Source organism: Streptomyces filipinensis (genome assembly GCF_014649495.1).
GTDB classification, from domain to species: domain Bacteria; phylum Actinomycetota; class Actinomycetes; order Streptomycetales; family Streptomycetaceae; genus Streptomyces; species Streptomyces filipinensis.
In genome coordinates this window covers 25545-32791 of the sequence record NZ_BMTD01000037.1, presented here as the reverse complement: position 1 = coordinate 32791, position 7247 = coordinate 25545, and the positions used below count along the sequence as shown (strand labels likewise).

Genomic DNA, 7247 nt, shown 5'->3' with positions numbered 1-7247 from the left:
TTGCGGAACGTGGTGCCGATGGGGTGGATGGGCGGCAGGTAGACGACGTCGAAGCCCATGTCCGCGATCGGCTTCAGCCGGCGCACGGCTGTGCGGAACGTGCCGTGCGGCTGCCGCGCGGTGCCCTCCGAGCGCGGGAAGAACTCGTACCACGAGCCGAACAGCGCGCGTTCACGCTCCACCAGCAGCGGCATCGGATCCGAGGCGGTGACCAGCTCCCGCAACGGGTACCGGGCCAGGACCTCGTTCACCTGCGGTGCCAGGGCCGCCTTCAGGCGCTCGTGCACCGCGCGGGAGTCGTCGCCGAGAGCCCGGGCGGCGGCGAGGACGTCGTCACGCTCGGTCCCCTTCGGCACTCCGGCGGCCGCACGCTCGTACAGCTCCGCGCCCTCCTCCAGCACCAGCCCGATGTCGATCCCGGCCGGCACCTTGACCGAGGCGGTGTGCCGCCAGGTCGCCAGCGGATGGCTCCACGCTTCCACCCGGAAGGTCCAGCGGCCCGTCGTGTCCGGGGTGATCTCCGCGCCCCAGCGGTCGCTGCCGGGGGACAGCTCGTGCATCGGTGTCCACGGGCCCCGGCGGCCCTTGGGATCGCGCAGGACCACGTTGGCGCCCACGGCGTCGTGCCCTTCACGGAACACGGTGGCCGACACCTGGAACGTCTCCCCGGCCACCGCTTTCGCCGGGCGCCTGCCGCACTCCACGGCCGGCCGGACGTCGCGTACCGGTACACGGCCGATGGCCGGGGTCCTGCGCATGTATCTCACCTCCGCCGTGCGCGAAGCCGGGCACCCGGCCCGGCTTCGCGATCCGAGACGGGCCGACCGACGTCGGTCCCGTGGGGAACGCCTTGTACGGTGCCAGCTCAGGGGCTTGGCGCCGTGGAACGCCGCTCCGGTGGCGGCGCTCTTCTGGCCGCCCGGCGCGACCGCGGCCGTCCGTCCTGCTCGCGCAGGTAGGTGACCAGGTTGGTGCGCAGATACCGCTCGGCCGCGTCCGCGGCCTCGCGGGCGCACCGTTTGCCCATCAGCACGCACAGCGTGTAACCCGAGTCCTCGAAGGTGCCCCGGACCGTGCGGTCGTGGGGCGAGGCGAGCATCACGCGCTCCCACGCCCGGTAACGCCGCAACGCCCGGGCCACTTCGGCCTTGGCGGGTAGCAGCATTGCCCTCTTCACCTTCCACGCTCTCGACTGGGCGCGTTCCCGACGGTCGGGTGGTGTCCGCGCGCGGAAGGGCACGGCACCGTTACGGCGATCGAGGCTTTCACTTATGGTGCACGCACGACGACGCAGCGTCTTGTTGGACCTTCAACCATGAGTGGTGTCGGGTGCTCATGTTGCACGAATGGCGTAGTGCCCGCACTGTGGATGTGACTCAGAAGCGATCAAGCGCTCACGCTGTGTGTCCGGGTTCCTTCCCGGACGGGCATCCGGGATCCCTCCCGGACGGGCGAGGGGAGCGGGAGCTTCGCCGGTGAGGAGCAAGCGACGATGAAGAGCGCAGTGCCCTGCTACTACCACCTCGACGTGGAAGTCAGCCCGGAACGGGTGGGACAGGTCAGCCGCATCCTGGCCGCCCACCTCCACTACTGGGACCTGGAGAACCTCGCGGCCCCTGTCTGCCGCGGCGCCGAACTGCTGCTGCACGCGATCGACCAGCACGCCACCGACAAACGCACGTCCATCGAGATGTGGTGGAACGGCCAGCACCTCATCACCGCGTTCGGGGACGACGATCCGGATCTGCGCCCCGACCAGGACCTGCGGGCCTGTCTCGCCGACATCGCCGCCATGAGCGACGGCTGGGGCTGCTGCGCCACCGAGAGCGGGAGCAAGGTCATCTGGTTCTCGCAGCGTGCCCGCGCCGGCCAGCGCGTCCCCCTGGTGCCGACCGCCCCCGCGCCGACGCTGCGCACGGGCCTCCAAGTACCGCGCACCGAACCGGTCATGGCGCTGGCCGCGTCGGTTCCCGCCGCTGACGGCGCCCTGGAAGGCAGCCGGTGACCGCCCGCAGACGAAGGAAGGGGCTGCCCGTGTGGAGCGGGCAGCCTTACCCGTTGGGTGCCGCGTTCGACGGACAGGGCACCAACTTCGCCCTGTTCAGCGAGGTGGCCGAGCGGGTCGAGCTGATCCTCGTCGACGACGCCGGCACCGCGACCCCCGTCCGGCTGCACGAGGTCGACGGCTTCGTCTGGCACGCCTACCTGCCCGGCATCGCGCCGGGCCAGCGCTACGGCTACCGGGTGCACGGCCCCTGGCAGCCCTCGCTCGGTCACCGGTGCAACCCGGCGAAGCTGCTGCTCGACCCGTACGCCCGGGCCGTGGACGGACAGATCGACAACCACGCCTCGCTCTACGAGCGGGCCCCGGACGGCCCCGCCCCCGCCGACAGCGCCGGCCACTCCATGCTGGGTGTGGTCACCGACCCGTACTTCGACTGGGGCGACGACCGGCCGCCGCGGACGCCCTACTCGGACTCGGTGATCTACGAGGCCCATGTACGCGGCCTGACCCGCACCCATCCCGAGGTCCCCGAGCGCCTGCGCGGCACCTACGCCGCCCTCGCGCACCCCGCCGTGATCGAGCACCTGACCTCGCTCGGTGTGACGGCGGTGGAGCTCATGCCGGTGCACCAGTTCGTGCAGGACGGTGTGCTCCAGGACCGGGGCCTGTCCAACTACTGGGGCTACAACACGATCGGCTTCTTCGCGCCGCACAACGCCTACGCCGCCTTCGGCACCCGCGGCCAGCAGGTCAACGAGTTCAAGGCCATGGTGAAGGCGCTGCACGCGGCCGGTCTCGAGGTCATCCTCGACGTGGTCTACAACCACACCGCCGAAGGCAACGAGCTGGGTCCGACCCTGTCCTTCCGGGGCATCGACAACGCCTCCTACTACCGCCTGGTCGACGGCGACTGGGCGCACTACTACGACACCACGGGAACCGGCAACAGCCTGCTGATGAGGCATCCGTACGTGCTGCAGCTCATCATGGACTCACTGCGGTACTGGGTCACCGAGATGCACGTCGACGGCTTCCGCTTCGATCTCGCGGCCACGCTGGCCCGGCAGTTCCACGAGGTGGACCGGCTGTCGGCGTTCTTCGACCTGATCCAGCAGGACCCGGTGATCAGCCGCGTCAAGCTGATCGCCGAACCGTGGGACGTGGGGGAGGGGGGCTACCAGGTCGGCAACTTCCCGCCGCTGTGGTCGGAGTGGAACGGCAAGTACCGGGACGCCGTCCGCGACTTCTGGCGGGGCGAGCCCGGCTCGCTCGGTGAGTTCGCCTCCCGGCTGACCGGCTCCTCGGACCTGTACCAGCACAGCAGGCGCCGCCCGCGCGCGAGCGTCAACTTCGTCACCGCGCACGACGGCTTCACGCTGCGCGACCTCGTGTCGTACAACGACAAGCACAACGCGGCCAACGGGGAGGACAACCGGGACGGGGAGAGCCACAACCGGTCCTGGAACTGCGGTGTGGAGGGCGACACCGAGGATTCGGCCGTCCTGGAACTGCGCGCCCGCCAGCAGCGCAACCTGCTGGCCACGCTGCTGCTCTCGCAGGGCATCCCGATGCTCTGCCACGGCGACGAACTCGGCCGCAGCCAGCGCGGCAACAACAACGCCTACTGCCAGGACAACGAACTCTCCTGGATCGACTGGGAACTGACAGAGGACCAGCGGACCCTCACCGACTTCACCCGGCACCTGATCGCCCTGCGTGCCGCGCACCCCGTCCTGCGCCGACGCCGCTTCTTCCGCGGCGAGACCGTGACCAACGCCGAACAGCCGCTGCCCGACCTGATGTGGCTCAGGCCCGACGCCCGGGAGATGACCGACCGGGACTGGCAGCGCGGCGACGCGCACTCGATGGGCGTGTTCCTCAACGGCGACGCCATCGCCGAGCGCGACCCCTACGGGCGCCGCATGGTCGACGACTCCTTCCTGCTGCTCGTCAACGGCTACTGGGAACCGGTCGACTTCCGCCTGCCCGACCACTCCTTCGGTGAACGCTGGACGACGCTGATCGACACCGCCGACCCCGACGGCATGGCCGACGAACGCGAACGGAAGGCCGGCACGAGGCTCCGCACGGAGGCCCGCAGTCTGGTCCTGCTGTCACGTCCGTCGCGGGTGGCGAACCAGCCGTCGCCGGCCCACGGGGCACCCCGTCGGCGCGGCTGAGCCCCCTGCGCCGGCTCAGCGCGCCCGGCGGGACGTCACCGTGAACTGCGCGCCGTCGGCGTCCCGCAGGATCGCCTCCGTCTCGTCCTCGCTCAGCACGCTGCCTCCGTGCTTCTCCGCCGCCCGGGCACATCCCGGCACATCGTTCACGGCGAAGTGGATCTGCCAGTGCGGCCGTACGGACGGATCCGGTGCCGCCTCCACCGCGCCCGAGTCGATCCGCGCCACGACGTCCCCCTGGCTGCGCAGCACCACCTCGCCGGCCTCGTACTCCACCTCGCAGCAGCCCGGCTGCCCGGACGCCCAGCCGAGGACCTCGCCGTAGAAGATCGCGGAATCGAAGGCGTTGCGGGTGTGCAGCCGCACAAAGGTCGGTGCCGCCCGCCGCCACGCCTCCCAGTTGCCGACCAGTTCCCCCTGCCAGATGCCGAACGTGGCCCCGTCGCGGTCGGCGAGCAGCGCGGCCCGGCCCGGCGGGAAGGACAGCGGTCCGACGGCCGCCGTACCGCCGCGCTCGCGTGCCCGGGCCACCGCCACGTCGGCGTCCGGCACGGCGAAGTAGGGCGTCCAGGCGACCGCCATCTGCCACATGGCGGCGACGGCGGCGATCCCCGCGACCGGCACGCCGTCCGCCAGCGCGATGCGGAAGTGCTCGCCGAGCTTGGCGTCGCGCCAGCGCCAGCCGAGGACGGCCGAGTAGAAGTCCTGGGTGGCTTCGAGATCCCGGCTGGTCAGGCTCACCCAGCACGGGGCACCGAAGACGGAGTGCGTGGAGACGACGTCTCGCCTGCGCGGTTCACCGCTGACGGGGGCGTTGTGGTTCATGGCAGTCGCGTCCTGCTCTCGGGGCCGGGCGGCCACCGTTCTGGGACCAGTGTCCAACCCCAGGGGGGTGGGGTGCCTGTCGAGTACCCCCACTGGCATCGGGCCAGGCCACCGAGGACGATGGGGGCATGGGAGCGAGCGAGCCGGAACGGATCGTCGAGCTGCAGGCGCAGGTCGACCAGCTGAAGGAGGCCGTGGCCTCCCACGCGGTCGTCGACCAGGCCATCGGGATGATGGTGGCCCTGGGCAGGGTGACCCCGGACGAGGGCTGGGAGGTGCTGAAGGACGTCTCCCAGCACACCAACATCAAGCTGCGCAACGTCGCGGAGCTGATCCTCATCTGGGGCCGGCGCGGGGACATCCCGCCCGAGATCCGCGTGGCGCTGGAGGACGCCCTGGACCGGTACGGCCCCACCCAGGTGCCCGGGGCCTGGGAGCGATGAGTCCCGGGCAGGGGCCGAGGCCACGGGAGTGCCGGGCGGCGGCCGCGGAGACGGTGGCGCCCGTGGGGCCGGCGGGGCTCAGCGCACCTCGGCCAGCAGTTCGTCGCGCATCCGGTCGAAGCAGGCACTGAGCAGCCGCGAGACGTGCATCTGCGAGATGCCGAGCTGCTCGGCGATCCGGCTCTGTGTCATCCCGCCGAAGAACCGCAGGTACAGGATGGTGCGCTCGCGTTCCGGCAGGGCCTCCAGACACGGCTTGACGGCGGCCCGGTCGACCACGAGGTCGAAGCCGGGGTCGGGTCCGCCGAGCGAGTCACCGAGGGCATAGCCGTCGGTGCCGGCCACCTCGGCGTCCAGGGACAGCGCGGAGAAGCACTCCAGCGCCTCCATGCCGGCGCGCACCTCGTCCTCGCTGAGCCGGGTGTAGGCGGCGATCTCCGCTACGGAGGGCGGGCGGCCCGAGGTGCTCTGAGCGAGTTCCTTCGTGGCCGCGCGGACGCGGTTGCGCAGGTCCTGCACCCGGCGGGGCACGTGCAGGGTCCACATGTGGTCGCGGAAGTGGCGCTTGATCTCACCGGTGATGGTCGGTACCGCGTACGCCTCGAAGGCGCGACCGCGCTCCGGGTCGTAGTGGTCGACGGCCTTCACCAGGCCGAGGGCGGCCACCTGGTACAGATCCTCCAGGGCCTCCCCACGGCCGCGGAACCGCACGGCGATCCGCTCGGCCATGGGCAGCCACAGCCGGACCAGTTCGTCACGCAGCGCCCGCCGCTCGGGGCCGTCGGGCAGCCCGGCGAGCCGCTGGAAGGACTCCGCGGTGTCGGGGGCGTCATCGTGAGGATGGGGGGACGTGCTGCCGGTGACACGCATCGTGCGCACCTCTCTCAGGTGCTGGATGGACAGACACCGTGGGAGGGCGCTCGGACCATGGGGAGGAGACCGGGGCGTCCGGCTGTGCCGGTTCCCACGGGATGTGCCTCCTGTCCGAAGCACTGGAGTTCATCTTCCCACTCTGGGACATCACAAAACAATAAGGTGCAAAACGGAATGCGAGGTGGCGTCTCGCCCCCTGGTCGACCAGCTCGTGTGGGGCGGCTACCTGCTCCGCGAGACCGCCCCCGCCGGCCGGCGCCCCGCGCGGCTGCGGCTGACCGAGGCGGCCCGGAAACGGCTCGGTGAACGGCAGCGCCGCCGGGCCGAACTGTCCGACCGGCACGTGTCCCGGCTCGGCGGCGCCGACCGGGAGGCCCTGCGCGGCCCTCCCGGCCCTGCGCAGGCTGGCCGCCGGCCCGCACGATGAGGCCGAGGAGACATGGCGGAGCCCGAGGGGGCACGACGGTCCCGACGGAGGCCCGGACACCGTGACGCCCCCGGCGCTCCGGCCGACGGCACCGACCCTCCCGCCCACACGGCCACACCCACGCGAGCTCGCGGCACCGCCGGCGCCCGCGCGGAGGACACCGCGCACCCCGCCACGCCCCCTGATGACGCCGCGCTGACGGGTTCCGCCGGTGCCTGCGGCGCCCGCGTGGAAGGCCGGGAGGCCCCCGGGCCTCCCGGTGCGCCCTCCGGGGCCGTCCGTTGTGTTCGGCGTCGCCGCGGCCTCCGCGCTGCTCGGCCGGCCCGGCCCGGTGATCTTGCCGCGGACGTGATGTGCGGCACGCACGCGTGCCCCCGCCGAAGGCGCCGTGAACGGATTCTTCCTGGGCAGCGCTTGATCACCGATCAAAGCGGGCGAACACCCTGGCCACAGCGCATTCTGCTCATTTGACACTGCACTCGGCGCACAGATAG

8 protein-coding genes are annotated in these 7247 nt (G+C 71.7%); 4 read left to right on the top strand and 4 right to left on the bottom strand.

Features of this window, described 5'->3' with window-relative positions; translation table 11 throughout:
• The coding region (locus tag IE244_RS40690; RefSeq protein ID WP_191878609.1) for a maltotransferase domain-containing protein at nt 1–758 on the bottom strand (758 nt) is incomplete at its 3' end.
• A gap of 107 nt (nt 759–865) precedes the next feature.
• Entirely contained in the window at nt 866–1165 is a 300-nt protein-coding gene (locus tag IE244_RS40685; RefSeq protein ID WP_191878608.1) for a DUF5133 domain-containing protein, read from the bottom strand.
• A gap of 327 nt (nt 1166–1492) precedes the next feature.
• Here IE244_RS40685 and IE244_RS40680 point away from each other — a divergent pair, with 327 nt between their 5' ends.
• Together IE244_RS40680 and glgX are read left to right on the top strand one after the other, a co-directional pair.
• Nucleotides 1493–2005 (top strand): pep a2, encoded by a 513-nt coding sequence (locus IE244_RS40680; protein WP_191878607.1) that lies wholly within the window; start codon nt 1493–1495, stop codon nt 2003–2005.
• Complete coding sequence (glgX, locus tag IE244_RS40675; protein WP_191878606.1) at nt 2002–4185, top strand: glycogen debranching protein GlgX; 2184 nt, start codon at nt 2002–2004, stop codon at nt 4183–4185. Before IE244_RS40680 ends, glgX begins: the two co-directional genes overlap by 4 nt.
• Nucleotides 4186–4200: 15 nt before the next feature.
• Here the strand turns inward: glgX and IE244_RS40670 are convergent, their stop codons facing one another.
• Entirely contained in the window at nt 4201–5010 is an 810-nt protein-coding gene (locus tag IE244_RS40670; protein WP_191878605.1) for a VOC family protein, read from the bottom strand.
• 128 nt (nt 5011–5138) lie between these two features.
• Here IE244_RS40670 and IE244_RS40665 point away from each other — a divergent pair, with 128 nt between their 5' ends.
• The gene (locus IE244_RS40665; protein ID WP_031161049.1) at nt 5139–5453 is read left to right on the top strand and encodes an ANTAR domain-containing protein; all 315 of its coding nucleotides are present in this window, start codon (nt 5139–5141) and stop codon (nt 5451–5453) included.
• Nucleotides 5454–5531: 78 nt separating this feature from the next.
• On the opposite strand, the gene IE244_RS40660 is transcribed toward IE244_RS40665, so the two are convergent.
• Nucleotides 5532–6323 (bottom strand): RNA polymerase sigma factor SigF, encoded by a 792-nt coding sequence (locus IE244_RS40660; protein ID WP_191878604.1) that lies wholly within the window; start codon nt 6321–6323, stop codon nt 5532–5534.
• 184 nt (nt 6324–6507) lie between these two features.
• Between IE244_RS40660 and IE244_RS40655 the strand changes: the two genes are divergently transcribed.
• The gene (locus IE244_RS40655; protein ID WP_191878603.1) at nt 6508–6753 is read left to right on the top strand and encodes a winged helix DNA-binding protein; all 246 of its coding nucleotides are present in this window, start codon (nt 6508–6510) and stop codon (nt 6751–6753) included.
• Nucleotides 6754–7247: the final 494 nt, after the last annotated feature.

Coding starts and splice junctions, on each gene's coding strand:
- IE244_RS40685 (WP_191878608.1), bottom strand. CDS start 1,165: ATGCTGCTACCCGCCAAGGCCGAAGTGGCCCGGGCGTTGCGGCGTTAC.
- IE244_RS40680 (WP_191878607.1), top strand. CDS start 1,493: ATGAAGAGCGCAGTGCCCTGCTACTACCACCTCGACGTGGAAGTCAGC.
- IE244_RS40670 (WP_191878605.1), bottom strand. CDS start 5,010: ATGAACCACAACGCCCCCGTCAGCGGTGAACCGCGCAGGCGAGACGTC.
- IE244_RS40665 (WP_031161049.1), top strand. CDS start 5,139: ATGGGAGCGAGCGAGCCGGAACGGATCGTCGAGCTGCAGGCGCAGGTC.
- IE244_RS40660 (WP_191878604.1), bottom strand. CDS start 6,323: ATGCGTGTCACCGGCAGCACGTCCCCCCATCCTCACGATGACGCCCCC.